We start from the raw sequence: 23,288 nt of genomic DNA on the forward strand, positions 1-23,288 counted from the left end.
CTCCTCGCTCGGAGAGATTTCGGGGTGTGTCCGCCCGTCCGTGACCGGCCCGGCTGCGCCGCTATCCGGCGGCACCCTCCACCGGCCGCTGGGCCGCCACGGAGGCCTCGCGCTCCCCTGAGGTCGGGGAGAGCGCGACAAACGCTGAGGTCAGGAAGAGATAGGACCCGAGGCCGACCGCCAGGGGGAAGATGAACTGCATGGTCGTCGCGCCCGCCAGCGCGGCGCCGGATTCGGTGACCCGCACGCTCACGGCCAGCATGCCGGTGTAGTGCATGCTGCTCACCGCGCCGCCCATGACGAGGGACGCGACGGCCACGGCGAGAGGTGACTTGATGTTGAGTGCCGCCCACAGGGCCGCGGTCGCGGCGACGACGGCGATGACCACGGAGAGGCCTACCAGCACAGGGTCGTAGCGCACGTTGCCGTGCAGCCGCAGGGCGGCCATGCCCATGTAGTGCATGGACGCCACGCCGAGCCCGGTGGTGAGCCCGCCGAGCGCCAGCGCCCGTCCGCGGTGACGGCCGTAGCCGACGGCGAAGACCCCGACTCCGACGACGGCCATCGCCACGACGAGGCTGAGGATGGTCAGGGGCACGTTGTAGTGGATCTGCGTGCCGGTGACGCCGAAGCCGAGCATGGCCACGAAGTGCATCGTCCAGATGCCCGCGCCGATGGCGGAGGCCGCGGTGAGGAGCCAGTTGCGGCGCGACGTGCCCGTGGCGCCGAGCGCACGGACGGTGCAGCGCAGCCCGAGAGCGGCGCCGATACAGGCCATCACGTACGACAGCACGGGGGTCAGCCAGCCGAAGGTGGCGTGGTCCAGGTGTCCCATGGCTCCGGGACGCTAGTCCGAACAGGGGCGCACAACGGGGGCGCAGTTCGAAAGGTGTTGCAATATGACTGAGAGAGGGTCCTGAACGATCGCGTGACGCTCGAACGTGTGCCCCCGACGCGCATGCCGGTCGTTGAGCAATCATGGCCACATGAGCGATGACCACACGCGTGTCCGTGATTTCTTCTCCGCCCGAGCGGCTGATTGGGACAGCCGCTTCCCCGACGACGGCCCCGCCTATCGGGCCGCCGCGGCCGAACTCGGTCTGCGTCCCGGTGGCCGTGTCCTCGACGCCGGGTGCGGCACCGGACGCGCACTGCCCGCGCTCAGGGAGGCCGTGGGGCCCTCGGGAGTCGTGCTCGGGGCCGATCTGACGCCCGCCATGCTGGAGGCCGCCACACGGGCGGGCAGGGACCGCGAAGGGCACCTCCTGCTCGCGGACGTGTCCCGGCTCCCGGTGCGGGACGCGTCGCTCGATGCCGTGTTCGGCGCGGGCCTGATCTCCCATCTTGCCGATCCGGCCGAGAACCTGCGGGAGTTGAGGCGTGTCGTGCGCCCGGGCGGGATCCTCGCCCTTTTCCATCCCATCGGCCGGGCGGCGCTCGCGGCGCGGCAGGGCCGTCAGATCACGCAGGACGATCTGCGTGCCGAGGCGAACCTCCGCCCGTTGCTCGCCGGTGCCGGCTGGCGGCTGACCTCCTACGTCGACGAGGACGCGCGGTTTCTCGCCCTGGCCGTGCGAGAGGACTAGGACCGCAGCGCCGGACGGTCACTCGCGTCCGGCGACGGCCGAGGCGAAGACCTCCGGGCTGTCGAACATGACGTTGTGCCCCGCGTTCGGCACGGTCACGACCCGCACCCCGGAGGCCATCAGCCCCTCTGTCCCCGGGAGTTCCCCGCTCCGCGCGCCCTGCAGGAAGACACGCTCGACGGGCAGTTGCGTGAGCATCGCGCGCATCGTCGGCTGCGTTCCCCTCACCAGTCCCCTCGCGCTGCGGTGCAGGGCGCGGGGGTCGGCCAGCCGCATGGTCGCCGCCCAGAGGGGGCCGACCTTGTCGAGCACGCGCGCGTGGCCGGCGGCGACGTAGTCCTCCTCCTCGTAGGCCGCGATGCCACTGCTGCCCTCCGTCGCGGCCGGGTTGGGGTCGAGGTTCGCCTCGGTCAGCACAAGGCGGGACACCAGGTCCCCGCGTCGGTGCGCGAGCACGATGGCCACGGAGCCGCCCATGCTGTGCGCGACGACCTCCGCGCCGGTCACCTTGGCTGCGTCCAGCGCCGCGGCCAAGGCGTCCGCGTGGTCCTCCAGGGAGTATCCGAAGTCCGCCGGGCGGTCACTGATGCCGTGGCCGGGCAGATCGACGAAGAGCGACCGGCGTCCGCTCAGCTCGGCTCTGGCCGCGATGTGAGCGTGATAGACCGACGACGCCGCACCGAGCCCGTGCACGTACACCCGGGCCGGATCAGCCCCTTCGCTCTCCGTCCAGCGGACACAGCTGCCCTGTGCGTCGAACCGTGCCTGTCGCATCGCCACTCCCTCGCTCGTCCGCTCCTACTCCGGGAGGACAATACATCGTCACCGATGTATTGCGTGTGGGAGGTACACCGCCGGTACGGCACAATGCACGCCATGCTCGAACTGGCCATCCTCGGATTCCTCTACGAAGCGCCCCTGCACGGCTATGAGCTGCGCAAGCGCATCACCGCCCTGACCGGGCACGTGCGTCCGGTCGCGGAGAGCACGCTGTACCCCGCCATCAAACGGCTGGAGAAGGCCGCGCTGCTGGCCCGCGAGACACAGCCCGGCTCCGTGGCGGCCCCCCGCCACGTCCTGAACCTCACCGCGGAGGGCAGGAGCGAGCTGCGCCGCAGGCTCACGCAGCCTCAGCAAGCCGACATCACCGACGAGAACCGCTGGTTCACGATCCTCGCCTTCCTCCGCCACGTCGACGACAAGGCGGCGCAGGCGGCGGTCCTCGAGCGCCGCCTGGCCTTCCTGGAGGAGCCGGCCAGCTTCTTCTACGACGGCGAGCGCCCGCTGCGTGCCGAGGATCTGGACGATCCGTTTCGACGCGGCATCCTCACCATCGCCCGTGCGACGAGCCGCGCCGAACTCACGTGGCTGCGCGCGACGTTGGCCTCACTGCTCTGAGGTGGCCTCCGACGCGTCACCGTGCGGCACGGGACAGCCACGGACGCCGGGTACGGGGAAGGTGCCGAGCTCGCCGACCCGGTAGCCCCGCGGGTAGCCCTTGATCTCCCAGTTCTGCCGCGCGTAATGCGGGGCGGTGCGGGGCGGCATCAGGCGCACGGCCCGGCCGCGCAATCGCACCGCGCGCCTGACCAGCGTGCGGGTCGCGGAGCTCGGCGGTTCGTAGCGGAAGGCGCGCAGGAGGGGCTCGTCGAGCAAGGCGATGGTCGAGGCGCGCAACAAGGGCGCCAGCGGGCGGGGATACCAGGAGGCCATGAGTTCGAGGGTCGCGTCGGAGACCTTGCGCGCGCCCTCGTCCCACGCGAAGTGCGCCTCTTCGTAGGCATCGAGACACTTCTCGAAGGCTTCGTAGGAGTCCGGGATGTCCTGGATCCCCATGTGCCGCCCCAGGGTGCGGTAGTGGACGGCGGCCGCGGTCGTCTCGTGACGTGACAGCTTGCGCCAGCCGTAGGCGTCGATCCAGCGCTTGGGCATCACCACGAACGTGCACAGCACATAGCGCATGTCTTCATTGCTTATGTCGTAGCTGCGGTGCATCTGGTTGATGCGGCGGATCGCGGTGCGGCCCTCGTCCGTGCCGAAGCCGTGCTCCACGACGGTGTCCAGGAGCAGGGCCGTGTCGTCGTACCTCTTCTGCGTACGGTCCGTCAGTTCCGCCGTCTCGGCGAGGAGCCGTCCGATGCTGGGAACGGCGTAGGTGCGGTAGAGCGCGAGCTCGAGAGCGCGGGTGTAGTCCCAGGGGAACTCGTACGTCGCGGTGAGCCGGTAGATCGTCAGGGCGTCTTTCTCCGGATCGAGACGCCGAATCTCCTTGAGCCGGTCATAGCGCTTCACCGCACGGCCCCCCTTCTGTCGTCGGAGCTCCAACTCTACTTTGGAGTAAGGCGGATGAGTGATCATCAGCGGCAACCACAACCGGGGGAAGGTGGCCCACATGTTCGACAAGCTCCGCAAGCTGTGGCGCACGGACGAAGCGGTGCGCGGCAAGGAGGAGCGGCGCCGCCCGCACAATCTCTTCGAGGCGGCTGCCGTCTACGTGTCCGCGTCCGCCGACGACGATCAGGACCGCGCGGACGAAGCCGCGGGCTGGGTGTCGCCGGAGGCGCTGTCCTTCGGTGTCAGCGAACTCGCCTGCCGAGCGGTCATCGCCCTCGCCCGGGAACGCGACGAGTCGCCGACGGTCGTAGCGCGTACGCTCCTCGGCCTGCCTGCCGCCTGACATCCGTGTGCGTGGGATCGGGGCAGGCCAGTGCCTCATGGAAGGGGGTGCCTGTCTCGGCCGCGTGCACGAGGCGCTCTCGGACCTCGCGCGGGGTACGGGGGCGATAGCCCGGGCCATCGCCGCAGCAGCCCTGACGGAAGCGGAGTCCGGACAGCAGGACCACGCTCAAGGCGCGCCAGGCCGCTGTGTCGCGGCGCTTGGGCACGGCGAGCGCCGATCCCGCGTTGAGCAACTGACCCTCACACTGCGGGCAGATCTCGGCACGCGCGCGCCCGTAGTCGGCCGACTTCTTGAACGAAGCACGGCACGGCAGACAGACATAGTGCGCACTGGCTCCAGGCATGACACGCACCTTAGGCGACCGGCGCGGGCGCCCACGAGCGAGTTTCGCGGCGCCTGCGAGCACCCTTCCTGGTCACACGCCCCTCGACGATCAACCGGACCTGTGGTTAGGGTGCGCCGACAGATGAAGCGATGGGGAGGCTGGCATGGCCGGAACGGACGACGCTGTCGCCGCCGAGGACGACGCGCTGTACGTGCTGACCGCGGTGCTGCTGACACCCGCGAAGTTCCCGAGTGTGCTCGGTGACGACTATCCGGAGGCGTGCGCGGCCCTGGGGCTCGCGCCACTCGCCACCGGATACGGCCTGGTGCTCGGTCAGGATGGTGCGGGTGCCCGGTGGACCGTCGTCGTCGACGACGTGTCCCTCGTGGCCGTCGCCATCGCCTCCTGGGACTGCGGCATGGAGTACGACCTGTCGCCCGACGAACGCACGGTGGTCGCGGCACTGCCCGGCTGGCCACTGGCGGTCGCGGTCGCGGCGCCCAACGTGCCCGCTCCGCACGATCCCGCGCCCGAGGAAGCGGACGAGAAGCCGCTCTCACCTCCGCAGTCCGACACCTGGGGTCCTGCTCAGCGCCGGTTGGGAGCGGACGAGATCGCGCTTCAGTGGGCAGCATGGCGCGAACAGATCGACGACGCCGATTTCCTCACCGACGGCGCCCCCGCGGCCGATGCCGCTGTCGAGGCCGAGGACGAGGCCGCTCAAGCCCCCCTCACCGGTGTGCGCCGCGTGCTGGCCGAGGCGCGGGCGTATGTGAGCCTCCCGCCGCCGCTGGGCCGCGTGCGCTCCTCCTTCGCCTCCGGCGAGGCGCGCATTCTTCGTGCCGACGGTCCTGGCTGGTCGATGGTCGCCAGGACCGACGACATCGCGTTCGTGCTTCTCGACGAGGAGCCGGGCGAGGTGTTGCCGGTGGGCCGCGGTCCCGAACTCCCCGCGCTCCTCGACGCACTCGACAAGATGGCCGTGCGCCCCACCTGAGCGCCTCGCCCCAACCCCTGACCGGAGCGAACCTTCGGGGCGCGCGATTCCTCACGGGTTCTGTTCGGCGGCGAGGACGAACGCGCCCATCGCCGTGTCGTGGTCCGTGTGGTCGCGCAGCGCCACCAGTTCGGCGCGCCAGGTCGCGTCCCACGATGTCGCCCGGCCGCCGGCCCGCACCAGCGCGAGCGCCATCACCCCGGCCACCGGGGTCCCTCGCTCGCGCAGCAGACGGGCGGCCGCGAGCAGGGCCGCACGCGCGCGTGGCGTCGGGACGTCGAGCTGTAGTGCGCTCGCCAGGGGAAGCCGTTCGGGGCGTTCTTCCACCAGCTCCAGCAGCCGCTCCCAGCGCGCCGCGTCGTGCTGGCCGTGGCGCACGGCGGCCAGCGACGTGTCCCAGGTCAGGGCCGCCGCGTCGGGGTAGAGGCCCACGGCGCGCAGCGACAGGGCCAAAGCGTCGGCGACGAGGAGCGTCTGGGCGGAGCCTCGCCGGACGTGCACGGCCTCGGCGATGCCGGAGAGACGGCGCAGCGCGTCAGCGCGCACCTGTGGGTCCGGCGCGACGGCAAGGCTTTGAAGCCGCTCGATGACGCTCTTCAGGATGGGCCCTCCGACCGGCCCCGGAGGGAACCAGGCCAACTGCTGTGCGGCCGTGTCCCACTCCCGCCGGCTCCGCCCCGGGTCCGTGGCGACGTCGGCGACGGCCCTCATGGCGTCGGCCGATCGGGGGGTGAACCAGGCGGGCAGGGCGCGGCACGCGGCGACCACGGTCTCTTCGTCGCCGTCCCTCACCAAGCGGGCCAGGAAGTCCGCGTAGGCCTGCCCGGCGGATTCCTTCACGGGCCCCACGCGCGCGTGGATCACCGCTTCCCGTACGGCGGGTTGGTCCGCCGCCCGGGCAAGACGGTCCGCGATGGCTGGGCGGTCGATCGCGGCGAGAAGATGGCGGGCCACCACGGCACGTACGTCGCGGTGTTGGCGCGGTGCGTCCCAGGCCGCCACCAGAGCGTCGAACGCCGCGTCACCGGTGAGCGCGCCAAGAGCGCGGACGGCTTCCTTGCGGGAGCCGACGGGGGTGTCCGCCGCGCAGGCCACGGGGCCGAGCAGGGCGACCGCTTCCGAGTCCGGCACCACCGCCAGGAGTCGGCGTACCGATGCCATGGCGGCCCGCCCCCGGACGCCGCCGGTCGCGGCGTGCCGCAGCAAGGTGTCCAGCAGGGGCTCGGTGGCGGGCGGTACGCCGTCGTACGCCGCACCGAGGATCTCGCCCAGTGCGCAGAGTGCCGCCGCGGCGACGGGTTGCGGCGCTGATTCCGCGAGTGCGGTCAGCAGTGCGGCTTCGCGTACCTGCGCCGCCGCGTCGGCACGGGTGCGCAGTGGGGCCAGCTCGTCGGCCGCCACGCGCGCGTGGTGCTCGTCCCATGCGCGGCGCTGTGCCGGCAGCCAGCGGCCGGTGACGCCTGTGGGCAGCCCCGCGGCCCAGGCGGCGGCGCGGGGGCGCACGCGGCCGGTGAGCCCGTCCCGAGCGGCGCGCAGCACCGAGTCCAGCAGGTCGGTGCGCCTGGTGACGACGGTGCGCAGGATGACCGGCACCGACGCGAACGAAGCGTCGTGGCCGATCAGTTCGGCACTGCGCCGCTCCCGCAGCTCCACCGGACCCACCCAGGCGGCCGCCGCGCGAGCGGCGATGTCCGGGTCGTCGGACTCCAGCGCCATGACACGTACCAGAGCGTCGAGTTCCGGCAGTGCGGTGAGGTGCGGCGCGAGGAGTTCCGCGAGGGCGCTGCGGAGGCCGGGAGGTGCCGGTGTGCCCTGCGATGTGGCAGACCAGACGGCACGCGCCGCTTCCTCACCGATGCGCAGCGGCGCGACGGTTTTGCGGGAGCGCGGGTCGGACACGACGTCGCAGAGCAGTTCCACCGCGTAGGCCGCGCGGTGCAGCCTGCCGGTCGCCGCGGCGCTCTCGGCGGCGCGACGGAGCAGTTGTTCCGCCGCGGCCAGGGTGGAGGTGGTCGAGTCGCGGGACTGGACGGTGGTCAGTGCCGCGTCACGCAGGACCCGGTCGGGCAGGGCCGCGAGCAGACGAGAGGGCGCCCCGGAGAGCTGCTGGAGAGCGGCTCTGCGTACTTCCTCCTGGTCGTGCCAGGCCCGCTCGCAGTCTTCGGCGATCCGCGCGAACTGCTCCGGGTCGCCTTCGAGTTCCGCGCAGGCGAGCAGCGCGGGCCATGCCATCTGGCGCTGGTGGACGCGGTGTTGCCCGGCCATGTCGCGCAGCAGCGGTTCTCCCAGGGTGAGCGGAAGACCGACGGCGAGGCGGCTCAGTGTCCACTCGCGACGCGCGAAGCGTTCCACCAAGGGCATGACGAGCTCCGCCCTGTCGGCTGGCTCCAGGGCCGTGAGCGTGGCCATGGGCAGGCTCCGCACCGAGCGGGGCCGGGCGATGCGTTCCTCGACGAGGCGGCGGCGGTCCGGTGCGGGCAGCATGACCACCAGGCCGTCGGGCCCGGTGTCGTGGCGTCCCGGCCATCGGTGGCGTGGCTGCGACACGGGGCAGCGACGGACGAGTTCCATCAACTCCGCGGGTGGGAGCGCGTGCAGGGCTCGTCGGGTGGCGGGCGGCAGTGCACCGGCAGCGATCCTTAGCTCGCGGGGAGAGCCATCGTGGTCGAGCGGGGCCGCGCGCAGGATCTCAAGGACTCTGGAGGGGTGTTGCAGCAGCGTCCGGGCGGCTCGCGGGGTCAGGAGATCGGGGGCCTGTGCCAGGAGCAGCAGTCCGGCCTCCGGGTCACGTTGCGCGGCCCCGCTCGCGATCGCTCGGTTGCGGGCCACGAAGCGATGGCCGTCGCGATGGGCGCGGCTCTCGCCCCGGGCAGCGAGTAGTTGGGCCACGGCAAGTGGTGCGGTGCGGGTCAGCGCGCTCAGGACGCCGACGGGTGGATCGAGGCGGGGCAGCCACACTCCGACCGTCTCGGCCGGGCATGCGGGCAGCAGATGAGCGGCGTCCCGTGCGCCGAACCGTTCGTGGACCTCGGGCAGCAGGCGTGCGGCGAGGGCGCTCCGCCGGCTCAGGCGCAGGACGCGGTAGGTCTCGCGGCGTGCCGCCGCGATGTCGCTCAGCACGAGCTGTTCCAGGGCCGTTTCCGGCACGGGTAGCCGGATGGACGCCGAGAGGGCGCGGCGGCGCAGGAAGGGATCGGCGAGGGCTTCGGCGATGGTGGTGAGGTCGCGCCGGGCCTCGGCCAGGAAGAGGGCGGTGTGCCGGTCGTCAGGGGTGCCGGCAGCGAGGGCCGCGCGGAGTGTGCTGTACGCGTCTTCGGTGAGCGCCCGGGCGTAACGGGCGAGGGCGCTCATACGGGCCGGGAAGGGCAGTGGGTCGAAGTGAACCGCCAGCCAGGCCGACGTCAGCGGCGCGGGAGTGGGCTGCGGCGGGAGGGACGGCGTCTGCGACGCCTCATATGCGGCCATCAGCGATCACCGTGGGATCGCTGGGCCTCCTTTCGGGAAGTCATGTGCGCCATGGTCACCGTGCGGCTGACGGAGCGCAAGGGGTTTTCCGCTCGCGGTGCCACGCTGGGCGCGACCGCGAGCGGAGAAGCCGTCAGCCGCTGGTCTTCGGGCGATTTCTCACCGGTGTGTTGCCCGCTGCGGGGCGCCGGATCAGCGCCCGAGTTCTTTCCGGGAGACGCGGCGCAGCCTGCGCCGCTGCCCGGGGTCGAGGGTCAGATAAGCCGCGGCCGGGACTCCGACCACGATCAGGAAGGCAACCCACCAGGGCAGCCAGATCAACAGGATGAGTCCGGCCGCCGCGCCTCCTGCGGCGATCTTCGCGTTCTTCGACATGTGTGTCGCCTCCTTCGCGGCTGCTGCCGCTCTCTGTCTTGAGAAACGGGCTCGGGCCGTCCACGGTTCCGGACTGCTCCCCTGATAGACCCCTGAGGAGCGACCCTGAGGTAACCCTGAGCCGCTTCGTGGGTCGCGTGGCTACTCGACCCGCAGCGGCTCGCCGACCTCGTACATGTGGCGCAGCACCTGCCGGTAGGAGTCGATGAATCCGGCCTCCGTGTACGGCATGCCCAGCTTGGCGCAGTGGGCGCGGACCAGTGGCTGGGCACGCCGCAGGCTGGGGCGGGGCATGCTCGGGAACAGGTGGTGTTCGATCTGGTAGTTGAGTCCGCCCAGGAACCAGTCGGTCAGCGCGCTGCCCCTGATGTTGCGCGAGGTGAGGACCTGGCGGCTGAGGTGGCCCCAGCGCTCTCCGTCGGGATCGGGCATCTCCATTCCCTTGTGGTTGGGCGCGAAGGCCAGGCCGAGGTGCAGACCGAAGAGCGCCTGATGGATGGCGGCGAAGGCGAGGGCGTGCCCCACCGGCATGGCGACGAGCAGCAGCGTCACGTACCCGATGAGGTGGGCCACCAGGAGAAAGCCTTCGAGCAGCCGTTCGCGAGGGGCCTGGCGGCGCAGGTCTTGGAAACCGTAGATCTTCATGGCAACGCCCTGGAGCAGCGTCAGCGGGAAGAACAGCCAGGCCTGGTTGCGGGTGAGCCAGCGCCGGAATCCCACCCGGACCTTGGCCTGCTTGCTCGTCCAGACGAGGACGTCCGCGGCGACGTCGGGGTCCTTCTCGATGTGGTTGGGGTTGGCGTGATGGCGGTTGTGCTTGTCGTTCCACCAGGCCGAACTCATGCCGAGGAGGAGGTTGCCGTGGATGAGGCCGATGGCGCGGCTCACGCCGCGGTCACCGGTGATCTGGGAGTGCCCGGCGTCATGGCCTATGAACGCCGTGCGGGCACACAGTGCGGCGAGGACGGGCGCGAGGAGCAGCACCCACCAGGAGCCGCCGACAAGGAACATGCCCGTCGCCACGGCCGCCAGGGCCACGGCGTTGACCGCGATGGTGCGGGCGTACCAGCCGGTGCGGCGGCCCAGGAGCCCCTGCTCCTTGACGGTGCGCAGGAGAGGCGCGAAATCGCTCCCGGCGGGCTGCCTCGTGGTGGTGCCTGGGGAACGTTCCGCGACTGCTGCGGCGGCCTGGGACATGGTGAGGTCTCCGGTCTCTGACTGGATCGGGCGGACGTGACACAACGTATGAGCCCGTGACCTGCGACAACCATGACGCTTTCACCCGTCTCGGGAGGGGGACAGCACCGCCCGGGAGGGGGGTTAGCTACACCTTCGACACTCCGTGACGTGGATCACCTCGTGATCACTCACGTCCGAGGTCCGAGGTGTTGTACTCTCGGCCGCTCCACTCCCAGTAGTCAAGTTTGAGGAATGCGCCATCGCCGTGCCCAGGCCCTCTGCCGCGTCACCTTCCGAGATCTCTGAACTGTCCCGCTACTCCGTCCTGTTCGTCCCCGCCGACCCAGCACGCACCGGCCGGGTCGCGTTCTGGCACCCCGAGGGTGACGCGCCCCCCGCCTGCTCCGCGGGCACCGTCGAGGAACTGGCCATCGCGGTTCCCGGCGATGAAGGAGCCCAGCTCAGCGACGTATCCGCGACAGTGCTTCCGATGCGTGCGGCGCTGCCCGTCCTGACACGCGCGCGTGCCTCGGCGGGCGTTCACCCGACGGCCGCGTTCTGGGGCACGGCGGGCCTGCTGGCGCTGCAACTCGCCGCGCGCGGACTGCTGCTGCCCGGTCTGACGACGAGCGATCACGACGCATGGCGCGCGGGTCCCTTGGGCGCCGACGACCTGCGACGTCTGCGCGACCTCGCCGCGGCGATGCCCCCCGCCGCGCACGCCCTGCCCCTGGAGGGCGGCTCCGAGCCCCTGCGGCTGCCCGAACCGGAACGGCTGCTGCGCCAGTTCCTGGACGCGGTGGCCGACACGCTGCCGCGCACCCCCGCCGCGTCGCTGGCCGCGGGCGCTGCGCCCTTCGCCTCACCGCAGCCCCGACACATCCCCGAGCAGCGGCCCTGGGCCGCCGATGTCGCCGCCGGGCACGACGCCGGCGTACGGATCTCGCTGCGCGTCGAAGTGCCCGGCCTGGTGTCCGACACCCCCGACGAAACCAGGTTGCCCTTCCGCGCCGTACTTCAACTGCACAGCGTCAGCGACCCTTCGCTCGTGGCGGACGCGGCCGAGGCGTGGGCCGGCTCCGGCGCGTCGGGGCAGGCTTTCGGGGCTCGGTCACGGATGGACGCCCTGCTCGCGCTGCGACGCGCCACGCGCGCGTGGCCGCCGCTGGCGCCGCTGCTTTCGGCCACCGTCCCCGATGCGATCGAGCTCGCCGACGACGAAGTCACCTCGCTCCTGGGCGAGGGGTCCCGCATGCTCGCCACCGCGGGCGTCGAGGTGCACTGGCCCAGGGAGCTGGCGCGCAATCTGACCGCCCGTGCGGTCATCGGCCCGCCCGACGAGGACACCAAGGACCCCGAGAAGCCCTCGTCGGACACGCCGTCATACCTCTCCGCCGACGCGTTGCTCGCCTTCAACTGGCGATTCGCGCTGGGCGACCAACAGCTGTCCCGCGCGGAGCTCGACCAGCTCGCCGAAGCCAACCGACCCGTGGTGCGCCTGCGCGACCAGTGGGTGCTCATCGACCCCGAAGAGGCGCGGCGCGCCCGCGCACACCAGGACCACAAGGTCACCCCGATCGACGCCCTGAGCGCCGTCCTGACGGGCACCACCGAACTGGCCGGGCGGCGCGTGGACGTCCAGCCGACGGGCTGGCTCGCCACGCTACGCGAACGCCTCGCGGACCCCGAGGGCATGGAGCCCGTCGGCCAGCCCGAGGCGCTCGCCGCGCATCTGCGCGACTACCAGCTGCGCGGCCTGAACTGGCTGGCCCGGATGACCTCCCTGGGCCTGGGCGGCTGCCTCGCGGACGACATGGGGCTCGGCAAGACGATCACGCTCATCTCCCTGCACCTGCACCGGCAGACCCACGACGAGACCGCCGGACCCACCCTGGTCGTGTGCCCCACCTCCCTCATGGGCAACTGGCAGCGCGAGATCGAGAAGTTCGCCCCCGGTACCCTCGTACGCCGTTTCCACGGCTCTCGGCGCAGCCTGGAGGGCCTCGCCGACGGGGAGTTCGTGCTCACCACGTACGGCACGATGCGGCTCGACGCGGACAGCCTGGCGCAGACCTCCTGGGGCATGGTCGTCGCCGACGAGGCCCAGCATGTCAAGAACCCGTACTCGGCCACCGCCAAGCAGCTGCGCACCATCGGCGCACGCGCGCGCGTGGCGCTCACCGGCACCCCCGTGGAGAACAACCTCTCCGAACTGTGGGCCATCCTCGACTGGACCACACCAGGCCTGCTCGGCAAGCTCGGCACCTTCCGCTCCCGCTACGCCCAGGCCGTCGAGAGCGGCACGGATCCGGCGGCAGCCGAGCGGCTCGGCCAGCTCGTACGCCCCTTCCTTCTGCGCAGGCGCAAGTCCGACCCGGGCATCGCACCCGAACTGCCGCCCAAGACGGAGACCGACCGCGCCGTGTCCCTCACCACGGAGCAGACGGGGCTCTACGAAGCCGTGGTGCGCGAGACCCTCGCCGAGATCTCCGGCGCCGACGGTTTCACCCGACGCGGCCTGATCGTCAAGCTGCTCACCGGCCTCAAGCAGATCTGCAACCACCCCGCGCAGTACCTCAAGGAGGACAAGCCGCGGATCGAGGGCCGTTCCGGAAAGCTGGAACTCCTCGACGAACTGCTCGACACGATCCTCTCCGAAGACGCGAGCGTGCTCATCTTCACGCAGTACGTCCAGATGGCGCGCCTCATCGAGCAGCACCTGGCGGCCCGCGGCACCCCGTCGCAGTTCCTGCACGGCGGCACGCCCATCGCGACGCGCGAGGCGATGGTCGAGCGCTTCCAGGACGGCGAAGTCCCGGTCTTCCTGCTGTCCTTGAAGGCGGCGGGTACCGGTCTGAACCTGACGCGGGCCGAGCACGTCGTGCACTACGACCGCTGGTGGAACCCCGCCGTCGAGGCGCAGGCCACCGACCGGGCGTACCGCATCGGGCAGACGCAGCCGGTGCAGGTGCACCGGCTGATCGCGGAGGGGACCATCGAGGACCGCATCGCCGACATGCTGGTGCGCAAGCGGGAGTTGGCGGATTCGGTGCTCGGTTCGGGCGAGGCGGCGCTGACGGAACTCACCGACGCCGAGCTGTCTGACCTGGTGGAGCTGCGAGGGGGGACTCGATGAGCGACGACATGTATGACGAGCCGATCGACGAGACGCACGGGGACGATCGTCCCGGGGAGGGCGCGTCCGAGCACGAGCGCACCTTCGCCGCACTGCCGGCCACCCACGGCCGGGGGTTCGCACAGAGCTGGTGGGGCCAGGCCTGGCTCAAGGCCCTTGAGGACACGGCCCTGGACCTGCAGCAGTTGAAGGCCGGACGCAGGTTCGCGCGCGCGGGAGCCGTGGGCGCGGTCTCGGTGCGCCCCGGCCGGATCACCGCCGTCGTCCAGGACCGCGACGGCACCCCGCGCCGCTCCGACGTGCTGCTGCAGCGGCTCAGCGAGGACGAGTGGGACCGCTTCCTGGGCATGGCCGTCGAGCGGGCCGGGCACATCGCGGCGCTGCTCGACCGTGAGATGCCGCCGCACCTGGTGGAGGACGCCGCGGCGGCCGGAGTCGAACTCCTGCCCGGCATCGGCGACCTGGAGCCCGAGTGCGACTGCGACGCGTGGGACCACTGCGGGCACACCGCCGCGCTCTGCTACCAGGTGGCCCGGCTCCTCGACCAGGATCCGTTCGTGCTGTTCCTGATGCGTGGCCGTGCGGAGCGCGAGCTGCTGGACGAGCTGCAGGTCCGCAGCGTGGCACATGCGGAGGCCGAGGAGACGTCCGGCGAGGAGCTGGAGGGGGCCCAGGAGGGCGTGGACGCCGACGAGGCGTACGCGGAGGGGGCCATCCTCCCCCCGCTGCCCGAACTGCCTCCGCTGCCGCCTGAGCCGGGCCTGCCGCCTTCGCTCGACACCGAGGAGGAGCCCGCGCCCGGCCTCGATGTGGCCGCGCTCGAATTCCTGGCGGCACAGGCGGCCGTGGAGGCGCACCGGCTGCTGGCCGAAGCGCTCTCCCTCGGACACGAGAGCCATCCGGTCGCGGAGGAACTGACGCCGGACGAGGACGCCGTTCGCCTCGCCCTCTCGGCACCCGTGCCGGTGGCCGAGCGCCTCGCGACCGCCGCGGGCCGCGGCAAGGACGGCCTCGCGCTGGCCGTGCGGGCCTGGGAGTACGGCGGCCCGGCAGCGCTGGCCGTTCTGGAGGAGGAGTGGACTCCCGCGGCGGACACGCTGGCACGCGCGCGTGCGGCGCTGGATGCCGCGTGGGACGACGAGGAGCGCCCCCAGCTGCGCGCCGCCCGCAACCGCTGGACCGTGGTCGGAAGCGATGCCCAGCTGCGGCACGGCACCGACGGCCGCTGGTGGCCCTACCGCAAGGAGCGCGGCCGCTGGACCCCGGCGGGCCCCGCGGCGCACGATCCGGCGACGGCACTGGCCGTGGTGACCGGCGGCGAATAGGCCGCCCAGGTTCGGTGCGGGCCTTTCGCGGGGCCCGCACCGAACGTTCCTCGGCAGACGCGCACCGGACGTCCCTTTCGTAGGCCCGCACCGGACCCGAGCGTTGACGCCGGTCCACCTGGTCATGCGATGCGGCGGGCACCGGCGTATTCAAGCCGCTCGCGTACGCGCCGGGAACACCGGCACGAGCACTCCCCCTGGCCAGCGATTGAGCGCGGGCATGACATCCGCGAGTGTGGATCACATCGGTTCAGGGGGTGCTGACCGCGACTTGACTCCCCCGTTCCGCAGGGCCCCGGAATGCCGGAGCACGTCAGCGCGATCCAGGCGAAGGGGGGCGACCAGGGCCAGGTGCCCAACTGCCGCTGACCGGCCCGTACAGGACGACGGCGCTTCCCGCCCCTCGCGGGAGGCGCCGTCAGTGTGCCCCCTCACGTTCACCTCTGTGCCTCCCTGTGTTCGCGGCGACGGCGAAGTCTGATCGCTGTCACCGAACACTTGCGCCCCAGGAGGCACCAATGTCCCCGCACGCCGCCCGTAAGCATCGCGTCCGCCGTTCCGTCGCCGCGGGTCTGCCGATCGCCGTGCTCGCCGCGATCGCAGTGGCCGGAACCGCCACGGGCGCCCAGACGGGCGGCAAGGAGAAGACGTCCCGGATCACCTCGACGGCGACACTCGGGGAGATCCCCCTGGGAAAGTTCAGCAACTCCCTGATGCCCGGCACGGTGAGCGACGACCGCGGGGTGAAGCTCGGCGGCATAGGCAGCGACATCTATCCGGCAGGCCGCAAGGGCGAGTTCTGGACGGTCACCGATCGCGGGCCCAACGGCCAGATCAAGGTGGACGGCAAGAAGCGTCGCACTTTCCCTGTGCCCGGTTTCGATCCGGCGATCGTGAAGATCCGCGTCTCCGGTGACACCGTGAAGGTCATCGACGCGCTCCCGCTGACCACCTCCTCCGGGAAGCCCGTCACCGGCCTGCCCAACCAGGAGGGGCGCGACGAGGCGCCGTACACCTACGACGCGAAGACGGCACTGAGCCACGACCCGAACGGCCTCGACACCGAGGGCATCGTGCGGGCGCACGACGGCAGCTTCTGGCTGGTCGACGAGTACGGGCCCTCGCTCGTCCACGTCTCCGCGCACGGGAAGGTGCTCAAGCGCTACGTCCCCGAGGGCCTGAAGTTGTCGGGCGCCGACTACCCGGTCGCCGAGGCACTTCCGGGCATCCTCCTGCACCGCAAGGGCAACCGCGGCTTCGAGGGACTCGCGCAACTCCCGGGCGGCGACCTGGTGATGGCGGTCCAGAGCCCCCTGTCCCTGCCGGACGAGGACGCGGGCGACGCGTCGCGGACGACGCGGCTGCTGCGTTTCTCTCCGAAGAAGCAGGCGGTCACCGCCGAGTACGCCTACCGCTTCGACGCGGTGGGTGTCGTCGACCCGGGCGAGGACGACACGTCGGAGCTGAAGATCTCCTCCGTGGTGGCCGTCGGCCGTGACCGGCTCATGGTCGAAGAGCGCACCGACAAGGCCGCACGACTGCACACGGTGAAGCTCGACCGCAAGTCCGACATCCTCGGCAAGCGGTGGGACGACGACGCCACGAAGCCCTCCTTGGAGCAGCTGGCGGATCCGGCGGACTCCGGAGTGCCCGTCCTGAAGAAGCGGCTGCTGGTCGACCTGGGCGGCATCGACGGCGTCCCCGACAAGATCGAAGGTGTGGCCCGCGTGAACGATCACACTCTCGCCCTGATCAACGACAACGACTTCGGGATGACGGACGGGGCGGAGGCGTTCGACAAGGAGGGCCGGCTCGTGGACAGCGACGTGGAGACCACGGTGACGTACGTGCGGCTGCCGAAGGGCATCTGAGCTGCCGGCCCGGTTGCGACGCAGCACTCAAGGCGCACGTTCGGTGACGTTCACCTTCAGGAAGTAGTAGGGCACTTCGTTGTCCGCGCGTGAGGGCAACAAGGAGTCCAGGCCGCTCGGCAGGTCGCTGGGCAACTCCGACGGCAGCTCGCTCGGCAGGTTCGATGGGGCCTCCGTCGGCACCTCTGTCGGCACCTCCGACGGCAGCTCGGAGGGGATCTGAGACGGGATGCTCAGCGAGGGCTTGGGCTTGCCGCCCGAGCTCTCGCTGCTCTCGGAAGGGCCCTTCTTGTCGCCTGAGCCGTCACCGCTGGTGGCCACCAGGACCACGGCCACGACGGCTGCGATCGCGACGATCACCGCAAGCAGGACGAACATCCCGCCCCTCCGGCCGGGGGGCCCGCCCGGCGGCGGAGCAGGCGGCCACCCGTCGCCTCCCGGGGGCACACCGCCTCCGCCCGCGGGAGGCCACCCTCCGCCGTCCGGGGGCGGTCCGAATCCGTCGCCCGGCGGCGGCCCGTACCCACCCCCGGGCGGACCGAAGCCCCCATCGCCCGGAGGGGGTGGGTCACCCGGCGGAGGGGGAGGCGGCGGCGGTACGGGCGGCATGGCCATACCGTCAAGAGTCGCCTCGAAAGGGTCAAGACGCGACCCCTGCGCGCAAGTTGATACCCGTTGGATGAGAGCGGAGCTGAAGGCTCCGGTCAGCTCCGGGCCCCCAGCAGGTGATCCATCGCCAGCTGGTCGAGGTACTCGAAGGCCATGCCGCGGTCCGCCGCCGCCGTCACGTCGAAGTCCTCGAAGGCGCCGCGGTCGGCGAGCAGCCCGGACAGACCGTCCTCGGCGGTCGGCAGGGACAGCTCGTCCAGACGGGACGCCCGCAGGGCCTCCTGGACCTCCGGGTCCGCGCGGAACGCGGCCGCACGCTCGCGAAGGATCAGGTAGTTGCGCATGCAGCCGGCAGCGGACGCCCACACTCCGGTGTAGTCCTCCGTGCGCGGCGGCTTGAAGTCGAAGTGCCGCGGCCCTTCGTAACCGCCCCTCTCCAGGAGGTCGACCAGCCAGAAGGCGCTGCGCAGGTCACCCGCCCCGAAGCGCAGGTCCTGGTCGTACTTGATGCCGGTCTGGCCGTTGAGGTCGATGTGGAAGAGCTTGCCCGCCCACAGGGCCTGGGCGATGGAGTGCGGGAAGTTGAGGCCCGCCATCTGCTCGTGGCCCACTTCGGGGTTCACGCCGAACAGTTCGGAACGCTCCAGGCGCTCGATGAAGGCCAGGGCGTGCCCGACGGTGGGCAGCAGGATGTCGCCGCGCGGCTCGTTCGGCTTGGGCTCGATCGCGAAGCGCAGGTCGTACCCCTGCTCCGTCACGTAGTCGCCGAGCAGGTCGAAGGCCTCCTTCATGCGATCGAGAGCGACGCGCACGTCCTTCGCCCCGCCGGATTCCGCACCTTCTCGGCCGCCCCACGCGACATAGGTGTGGGCACCCAGCTCCACCGCGAGGTCGATGTTGCGGATGGTCTTGCGCAGCGCGTAGCGGCGCACGTCTCGGTCGTTGGCGGTGAAGCCCCCGTCCTTGAAGACGGGGTGCGTGAAGAGGTTCGTGGTCGCCATCGGCACCACGAGGCCGGTCGCGTCGAGCGCCTGCCGGAAGCGCTTGATGTGCGACTCACGCTCGGTGTCCGACGCTCCGAAGGGGATCAGGTCGTCGTCGTGGAAGGTCACTCCGTAGGCGCCCAGTTCGGCCAGTTGCCGCACGGAGTCGGCCGGGTCGATGGCCGCCCTCGTCGCGTCGCCGAACGGGTCCCTCCCCTGCCAGCCGACGGTCCACAGGCCGAAGGTGAACTTGTCCTCAGGAGTGGGCTGGTACGTCATGTGCGGCTCCCTTGATGACTGGTGCACGGCGGTGAGGCCGAACGGGCACGGCTGCGCGACCGCTCATTGCGGCCGCCGCGACTATTTCGTCATGGCGCTTAACAAATTAGTATCCGAAGGCATCCCTGGGAAGGTCGGACGGAAAGAAGTCCGGGCGTGCCCGGAAAGAGCCGCGGGAACGGAGACCCCCGATGTCCTCAGCACCAGCAGCCGACGGGCCCCTCGTCGTCGGCGTGGACAGCTCCACGCAGTCCACCAAGGTCCTGGTCGTCGACGCCGCCACGGGCAGGGTGGTGGCAAGCGGCCAGGCCCCGCACCACGTGAGCTCCGGGGGCGCCCGCGAGAGCGACCCCGAGGAGTGGTGGAACGCGCTGTGCGCGGCCCTCGACCAGTGCGGCACCCCTGCGCGCGAAGCCGCCGCGGTGTCGGTCGGCGGCCAGCAGCACGGACTCGTCACGCTGGACGCGCAATCCAGGCCGGTGCGGCCCGCCCTGCTGTGGAACGACGTGCGCTCGGCGGCGCAGGCCCGCTCGCTGGTGGACCGCCTGGGCGGCCCCAAGGCGTGGGCCGAGCGCGTCGGCAGCGTGCCGGGGCCCTCCTTCACGGTGACCAAGTGGGCCTGGCTCAGCGAGCACGAGCCCGAGGCCGCCCGCGCCACCGCGGCCGTGCGACTCCCCCACGACTACCTCACCGAACGCCTCACGGGAAGCGGCACTACCGACCGGGGCGACGTCTCCGGTACGGGGTGGTGGGCATCGGCGACGGAAGCGTACGACGAGGAGATCCTGGGGCTCGTGGGCCTTGATCCCGAGCTGCTGCCGCGCGTGGTGCGGCCCGGCGAGGTCGCGGGCACCGTGCGCGGGAGCGGCGAACTTCCCTTCTCAAAGGGGACCCTGGTTGCCCCCGGGACCGGCGACAACGCGGCGGCGGCGCTGGGGCTCGGCCTGCGCCCCGGCACCCCGGTGCTGAGCCTGGGGACGTCGGGCACCGTCTACGCGGTCTCCACGCGGCGCCAGGCCGACCCGACGGGCACGGTGGCCGGCTTCGCCGACGCGCGCGGCGACTGGCTGCCGCTGGCCTGCACCCTCAACTGCACCCTGGCCGTGGACCGGGTGGCCGCGCTGCTGAGCCTCGACCGTGAGGCGGTGGAGGCCGGCGGCGCCGTCACCCTGCTGCCCTACCTGGACGGCGAGCGCACCCCCGACCTGCCGCACGCCTCGGGGCTGCTGCACGGCCTTCGGCACGACACGACTCCGGGGCAGTTGCTTCAGGCGGCCTACGACGGGGCCGTGCATTCGCTGCTCGGCGCCCTCGATCTGGTCCTGGACGCGGACGCGGACCGTTCGGCTCCGTTGCTGCTCATCGGCGGCGGGGCGCGGGGCAGGGCCTGGCAGGACACCGTGCGGCGGCTGTCCGGACGTGCCGTTCAGGTGCCCGAAGCCAAGGAACTGGTCGCGCTCGGAGCCGCCGCCCAGGCGGCGGGCCTCCTCACGGGTGAGGACCCGGCGGCCGTCGCGCGCCGCTGGGGCACGGCCGAGGGGCCCGTGCTGCCGCCCGTGGAGCGGGACGAATCGGCGCTCGCGCGGATCGCCGGGGTAGTCTCCGACGCGGCGCCGCTGCTCGGCGCCGCGGGCCACCAGGACGCACGGCCATGAGGACCGAAGAACAGGGACTGACGGGGGCATGACCGCACCACCGCACGACGCGCGCCGGGGCACGTCCGGAGTTCCGCTGCCCGACACCCAGCAGGGAATGCGCCGCCGCAACCTCTCGCGCGTCATGCACGCCGTCGCGGCGCACGGGCCGCTGTCCCGTGCCGCCGTTGCCACCCGGATCGGTCTGACACGGGCCGCCGTCTCCACCCTGGTGGACGAGTTGATCCGCTCCGGCCTCCTGGACGAGCTGGGCCCCGAGCGCCCCGGCAAGGTGGGGCGTCCCGGCTCCGCGCTCGCGGTGAGCGGGAGTGGACCCGCCGGCATCGGCGCCGAAGTGGGTGTCGATCACCTCGCCGTGTGCGTGGTCGACCTGCGCGGAGAGGTACGCGCGCGTGCCGTGCGACAAGGAGACAACCGAGGTCGGGCCCCGCAACCCGTCATCGAGGAACTCATCGCGCTGGTACGGCAGGTGAGCGAGGAGGCCCGCGAGGCAGGGTTGCGCCCCGCAGGCCTGGCCCTCGCCGTCCCCGGCCTGGTCGCCCGCGGCACGGGGGTGGCGGTACGCGCCCCCAACCTCGACTGGCACGACGTCGACCTCGGCGCCCTGGTGCCGAGCGGGCTGCCTCTGACGGTGGACAACGAGGCCAACTTCGGGGCGCTGGCCGAGCTGTGGCTCGGCGAAGAGGCACCCCAGGACTTCCTGCACGTGTCGGCGGAGATCGGCATCGGCGCCGCGTTGGTCGTCGACGGGCGGCTGCTGCGCGGGACACGCGGCTTCGCGGGCGAGCTGGGACACGTGCCGGTCTGGCCGGACGGCCCAGCGTGCCCGTGCGGCGGGCGCGGCTGCCTGGAGCAGTACGCGGGCGAGGAAGCAGTGTGGCGTGCGGCGGGCCTCGACCCGGGCACGGACCGCGTCGGCCTGCTGGCGGAGCGCGCCGCGCAGGGCGACGAGAACGTACGCATGGCGCTGCGAGGTGCGGGGGCCGCACTGGGCATCGCGCTCACCGGTGCGGTGAATCTGCTGGATCCGCGTTCGGTGGTGCTCGGCGGTGCCCTGTCCCGGCTCGCGCCGTGGATGCTGCCCTCCTTGGAGGGCGAGTTGGGGCGCCGTACGGCGGGCACGGCCTGTGCCGTCACTGTTTCCGGGCTCGGCTCCGACGGCCCGCTGCTGGGGGCGGCACACTCGGTCGTACGGGCGATCCTGGATGACCCGGCGGGAGCCGCACCGTAGGGTCCCCGCTCAGCGCCACCTCGCTCCCCCTTCGAAGTGCACGTCGTACTTGTCGTGCAGCTCGTCCATGCTGTCCCAGCCCGCCTCGCCTCGTGCGATGCGACCCAACTGCCGGAAGTACTCGAACCGTTGTATCCCTGGGGTGAGAACGGCGAAGAACTCCGCCGGGCCATCGGTGGACGCTCCGAAGGCGTGCACCGTACCGGGTGGCACCACGACAAGGCCGCCCTTGCCCACAGCCGTGAGCGCGCCGTCGATCAGGAACTCCATGGTGCCGTCGAGCACATGGAAGAGCTCGGTGGACAGACGGTGGTGATGGGGGCGCGTGCCGTCGGCGCCGGCGGGCAGGGCGAGCCGATTGGCCCCCAGTAGTCCGCCGGTCGCACGGCTGTCTTCCAGCAACTGGAACCGGCCCCCTCCGGGGAGGGGCACTTCCTCCGCGTCTCGCGCGTGGACGATCAGGGCGTGCGGGTCGTGGGACACGTCGTACTCCTTCGGGCGGTGTACCTGCTCGTGAGGCACCAGTCCATCGCGGGAACACGGCGCGTCCAAGAAGCTGTTCATGAAGGCAGCGATCACTTGAGCCGATGGGTGTGCTCGCGTGGACCGGATGCGGGAGGGGCGCGGACACAGTGGAGCTTCGGCAGCTGGAGTACTTCGTGGCGGTCGCGGATGAGGGCGGTTTCGGTCGGGCGGCCGTGCGGCTGCACGTCGTACAGGCCTCGGTGAGCCAGCAGGTCGCTCGCCTGGAGCGGGAGTTGGGCCTGCGCCTCTTCGACCGGACCAGCCGCCGCGTGGGGCTCACGGCGGCCGGAGAGCGGTTGCTGCCGGAGGCGAGGGCCGCGCTGGCCGCCGCTGCCCGCGTGCGCCACGTGGCCGGCGAGATCGTCTCCGGCGGGGCGGGCGTGTTGCGCCTAGGCACCGCCCGAGCATTCGCGGAACGCGTGCATCCGGCGCTCGATCTGCTGGCGGAAAGCGCTCCGGGGCTACGGGTCCGACTGCTCCAGGAGGCTCGTGAGCGGCGTATCGAAGCACTACGGAGTGGAGAGTCGGATGCCGCGCTCGTCCGAGGTGACGGTCCGCTGCCGGGGCTCTCGGTGACGCCGGTCTGGGACGATCCGCTGATCGTCGCACTCCCCGCCACGCATCCGCTGGCAGCCTTGCCCCGCTTCGAGCCCGCCGATCTCGCGGGCCTGCCGCTGCGGTTGGCGCCACGGGACCACAACCCGGCGTTTCACGATCTGGTGACGGGACTGATGCGGCGCGCGGGCATCGACGTGCCGGCCGGCCCGCACTTCACCACCTTGCAGGAGACTCTGGCGGCGATCGCCGCGGACTCGACGAGCGGTTCGCCCTCCTGGACCGTCTTCGATCTCGTGGGTGAGCTTCCTCCGGTACGGCGTATCGCCTTCGGGCCGCTGCTCGGCGCGCGCTCAGCCGTCAGCCTTGCCGTGCGGCCGGGACCGCTGTCCCCCGCGACGCGTCATCTGCTGAACGCCTTGGAGGCCACGCGTGCGCAGTAGGTACTGTGCCCAGCCTTCGGGGACGGCGGGACTTGAGTCTCCACCAGGGGGAGACATGAAGGTGGGGCC

At 71.7% G+C, this 23,288-nt stretch carries 19 protein-coding genes; 10 read left to right on the forward strand and 9 right to left on the reverse strand.

Annotated elements, in window-relative coordinates; genetic code table 11:
• Positions 1-61 precede the first annotated feature (61 nt).
• Complete coding sequence (locus AB0I66_RS03315) at positions 62-835, reverse strand: MHYT domain-containing protein (RefSeq protein ID WP_363205962.1); 774 nt, start codon at positions 833-835, stop codon at positions 62-64.
• A 151-nt stretch (positions 836-986) separates the two neighbouring features.
• On the opposite strand from AB0I66_RS03315, the gene AB0I66_RS03320 reads away from it, so the two are divergent.
• On the forward strand, positions 987-1,586 hold the full coding sequence (locus tag AB0I66_RS03320) for a methyltransferase domain-containing protein (protein ID WP_363205963.1): 600 nt from the start codon (positions 987-989) through the stop codon (positions 1,584-1,586).
• An 18-nt stretch (positions 1,587-1,604) separates the two neighbouring features.
• On the opposite strand, the gene AB0I66_RS03325 is transcribed toward AB0I66_RS03320, so the two are convergent.
• Positions 1,605-2,360: an alpha/beta hydrolase gene (locus AB0I66_RS03325; protein ID WP_363205964.1), complete on the reverse strand. Its 756-nt coding sequence runs from the start codon at positions 2,358-2,360 to the stop codon at positions 1,605-1,607.
• A 102-nt stretch (positions 2,361-2,462) separates the two neighbouring features.
• Between AB0I66_RS03325 and AB0I66_RS03330 the strand changes: the two genes are divergently transcribed.
• Positions 2,463-2,984: a PadR family transcriptional regulator gene (locus AB0I66_RS03330; RefSeq protein WP_363205965.1), complete on the forward strand. Its 522-nt coding sequence runs from the start codon at positions 2,463-2,465 to the stop codon at positions 2,982-2,984.
• Here AB0I66_RS03330 and AB0I66_RS03335 read toward each other — a convergent pair.
• Positions 2,973-3,878 carry an oxygenase MpaB family protein gene (locus AB0I66_RS03335; RefSeq protein ID WP_363205966.1) on the reverse strand — a complete coding sequence of 302 codons (906 nt, stop codon included), beginning with the start codon at positions 3,876-3,878 and terminating at the stop codon, positions 2,973-2,975. The genes AB0I66_RS03330 and AB0I66_RS03335 overlap by 12 nt on opposite strands.
• Positions 3,879-3,978: 100 nt before the next feature.
• On the opposite strand from AB0I66_RS03335, the gene AB0I66_RS03340 reads away from it, so the two are divergent.
• Positions 3,979-4,263 carry a hypothetical protein gene (locus AB0I66_RS03340; protein ID WP_363205967.1) on the forward strand — a complete coding sequence of 95 codons (285 nt, stop codon included), beginning with the start codon at positions 3,979-3,981 and terminating at the stop codon, positions 4,261-4,263.
• Positions 4,264-4,754: 491 nt separating this feature from the next.
• Positions 4,755-5,588, forward strand: coding sequence for a hypothetical protein (locus AB0I66_RS03345; protein WP_363205968.1), 834 nt, complete (start codon positions 4,755-4,757; stop codon positions 5,586-5,588).
• Positions 5,589-5,639: 51 nt separating this feature from the next.
• Here the strand turns inward: AB0I66_RS03345 and AB0I66_RS03350 are convergent, their stop codons facing one another.
• The 3 genes from AB0I66_RS03350 to AB0I66_RS03360 form a co-directional block, all read right to left on the reverse strand.
• Positions 5,640-9,053, reverse strand: a complete 3,414-nt coding sequence (locus AB0I66_RS03350) for a hypothetical protein (RefSeq protein WP_363205969.1) — start codon at positions 9,051-9,053, stop codon at positions 5,640-5,642.
• A gap of 192 nt (positions 9,054-9,245) precedes the next feature.
• Positions 9,246-9,428, reverse strand: coding sequence for a hypothetical protein (locus tag AB0I66_RS03355; RefSeq protein WP_363205970.1), 183 nt, complete (start codon positions 9,426-9,428; stop codon positions 9,246-9,248).
• Between the two features lie 141 nt (positions 9,429-9,569).
• Complete coding sequence (locus AB0I66_RS03360; protein WP_363205971.1) at positions 9,570-10,625, reverse strand: acyl-CoA desaturase; 1,056 nt, start codon at positions 10,623-10,625, stop codon at positions 9,570-9,572.
• Between the two features lie 247 nt (positions 10,626-10,872).
• Between AB0I66_RS03360 and AB0I66_RS03365 the strand changes: the two genes are divergently transcribed.
• The 3 genes from AB0I66_RS03365 to AB0I66_RS03375 all read left to right on the forward strand — a co-directional run bounded on the left by AB0I66_RS03365 (position 10,873) and on the right by AB0I66_RS03375 (position 16,939).
• Entirely contained in the window at positions 10,873-13,743 is a 2,871-nt protein-coding gene (locus AB0I66_RS03365; RefSeq protein ID WP_363205972.1) for a DEAD/DEAH box helicase, read from the forward strand.
• Complete coding sequence (locus tag AB0I66_RS03370) at positions 13,740-15,068, forward strand: SWF or SNF family helicase (RefSeq protein ID WP_363205973.1); 1,329 nt, start codon at positions 13,740-13,742, stop codon at positions 15,066-15,068. The genes AB0I66_RS03365 and AB0I66_RS03370 overlap by 4 nt, the downstream gene beginning before the upstream one ends.
• A 518-nt stretch (positions 15,069-15,586) precedes the next feature.
• A complete protein-coding gene (locus AB0I66_RS03375) occupies positions 15,587-16,939 on the forward strand; it encodes an esterase-like activity of phytase family protein (RefSeq protein WP_363205974.1) in 1,353 nt (450 codons plus the stop codon).
• A gap of 27 nt (positions 16,940-16,966) precedes the next feature.
• Here AB0I66_RS03375 and AB0I66_RS03380 read toward each other — a convergent pair whose 3' ends face one another.
• Together AB0I66_RS03380 and xylA are read right to left on the reverse strand one after the other, a co-directional pair.
• A complete protein-coding gene (locus tag AB0I66_RS03380) occupies positions 16,967-17,317 on the reverse strand; it encodes a hypothetical protein (RefSeq protein WP_363205975.1) in 351 nt (116 codons plus the stop codon).
• 326 nt (positions 17,318-17,643) lie between these two features.
• Complete coding sequence (gene xylA / locus AB0I66_RS03385; RefSeq protein ID WP_363205976.1) at positions 17,644-18,810, reverse strand: xylose isomerase; 1,167 nt, start codon at positions 18,808-18,810, stop codon at positions 17,644-17,646.
• A gap of 191 nt (positions 18,811-19,001) precedes the next feature.
• Here xylA and xylB point away from each other — a divergent pair, with 191 nt between their 5' ends.
• A complete protein-coding gene (gene xylB / locus AB0I66_RS03390) occupies positions 19,002-20,465 on the forward strand; it encodes a xylulokinase (protein WP_363205977.1) in 1,464 nt (487 codons plus the stop codon).
• 28 nt (positions 20,466-20,493) lie between these two features.
• The gene (locus AB0I66_RS03395) at positions 20,494-21,696 is read left to right on the forward strand and encodes an ROK family transcriptional regulator (protein WP_363205978.1); all 1,203 of its coding nucleotides are present in this window, start codon (positions 20,494-20,496) and stop codon (positions 21,694-21,696) included.
• A gap of 9 nt (positions 21,697-21,705) precedes the next feature.
• On the opposite strand, the gene AB0I66_RS03400 is transcribed toward AB0I66_RS03395, so the two are convergent.
• Positions 21,706-22,179 carry a cupin domain-containing protein gene (locus AB0I66_RS03400; protein WP_363205979.1) on the reverse strand — a complete coding sequence of 158 codons (474 nt, stop codon included), beginning with the start codon at positions 22,177-22,179 and terminating at the stop codon, positions 21,706-21,708.
• A 149-nt stretch (positions 22,180-22,328) separates the two neighbouring features.
• On the opposite strand from AB0I66_RS03400, the gene AB0I66_RS03405 reads away from it, so the two are divergent.
• Positions 22,329-23,219 carry a LysR family transcriptional regulator gene (locus AB0I66_RS03405; protein WP_363205980.1) on the forward strand — a complete coding sequence of 297 codons (891 nt, stop codon included), beginning with the start codon at positions 22,329-22,331 and terminating at the stop codon, positions 23,217-23,219.
• The last annotated feature ends 69 nt before the right edge of the window (positions 23,220-23,288 follow it).

Origin of the sequence: Streptomyces sp. NPDC050439, assembly GCF_040655335.1 — a bacterium.
In the GTDB taxonomy this organism is placed as follows: domain Bacteria; phylum Actinomycetota; class Actinomycetes; order Streptomycetales; family Streptomycetaceae; genus Streptomyces.